The organism is Ferrovibrio xuzhouensis, from assembly GCF_042648965.1.
Taxonomy (GTDB): Bacteria; Pseudomonadota; Alphaproteobacteria; order Ferrovibrionales; family Ferrovibrionaceae; genus Ferrovibrio; species Ferrovibrio xuzhouensis.
The window spans coordinates 1-1,268 of sequence record NZ_JBHRYJ010000011.1; the positions used below are offsets into that span (position 1 = coordinate 1).

Sequence of the window (1,268 nt, forward strand, 5' to 3'; positions counted from 1 at the left end):
CCGATCATCTGTGCGGGCAGCCATGTGGCGAGGCCGGGGACGAAGAAGAGGATGGCGACGGCTGCGCACATGAGCAGGAAGAGCGGGAAGGTGACCCTGGCGATGTAGTTGATCTGGTGGCCGGTCATGCCCTGGATGACGAAGAGGTTGAAGCCGACCGGGGGCGTGATCTGGGCCATCTCGACGACCAGCACGATGAAGATGCCGAACCAGATCAGGTCGATGCCGAGGCGCTCGATCATCGGCAGCACGACGGCCATGGTCAGGACCACCATGGAGATGCCGTCGAGGAAGCAGCCGAGCACGATGTAGAAGACCATCAGCGCGACGATCAGGCCGCCGCGGCCGAGTTGCAGGTGGTCGATCCAGTCGGCGAGGTGGCGCGGCAGGCCGGTGAAGCCCATGGCGAGCGTCAGGAAGGCGGCGCCGGACAGGATGAGCGCGATCATGCAGCTGAGCCGCGTGGCGCCGAGCAGGCTCTCGGTGAAGGTCGCCCGGGTCAGGCTGCCCTGGACCCAGGAGATCAGCAGGGCGCCGACGACGCCGAGACCGGCCGCCTCGGTGGCGGTGGCAAAGCCGGTGTAGATCGAGCCCAGCACGGCCACGATCAGCCCGACCGTGGGCAGCAGGCTGCGCGAGGCCCAGAGCTTCTGGCGGAAGCTGGGCCGCTCGGGCGGCTGCGGGATCTTGTCCGGGTTGAGCCATGCCCAGCCGACGATATAGCCCATGAACAGGGTGGCGAGCAGGATGCCGGGCAGCACGCCGCCGATGAACAGCTTGGCGATCGAGACGTCGGCGGCGACGCCATAGACGATCATGATCAGCGACGGCGGGATCAGCAGGCCGAGCGTGCCGGCGCCGGCCAGCGTGCCGATGATCATGTCTTCCGGATACTTGCGGGCACGCAGCTCGGGGATGGTCATCTTGCCGATGGTGGCGCAGGTGGCCGCCGAGGAGCCGGAGACGGCGGCGAAGATGGTGCAGCCGATCACGTTGGTGTGCAGCAGGCGGCCGGGGATGCGGGTCATCCAGGGCGCCAGGCCGCGGAACATGTCTTCCGACAGGCGGGTGCGGAACAGGATCTCGCCCATCCAGATGAACATCGGCAGCGCCGTCAGCGTCCAGCTGGTCGACGAGCCCCAGATCGTGGTGACCATGGCATCGCCGACCGGGCGCGTGGTGAACAGCGCCATGGCGATCCAGCCGCAGCTGAGCAGCCCGAGACCGATCCACAGCCCCGCCGCAAACAGCGCAAACAGCGCGAGGAT

1 protein-coding gene is annotated in these 1,268 nt (G+C 67.5%); it reads right to left on the bottom strand.

Annotated elements, in window-relative coordinates; genetic code table 11:
* Positions 1 to 1,268, bottom strand: a 1,268-nt coding sequence (locus ACFOOQ_RS23275; protein ID WP_379730132.1) for a TRAP transporter large permease, incomplete at both ends; no start/stop codon positions are given.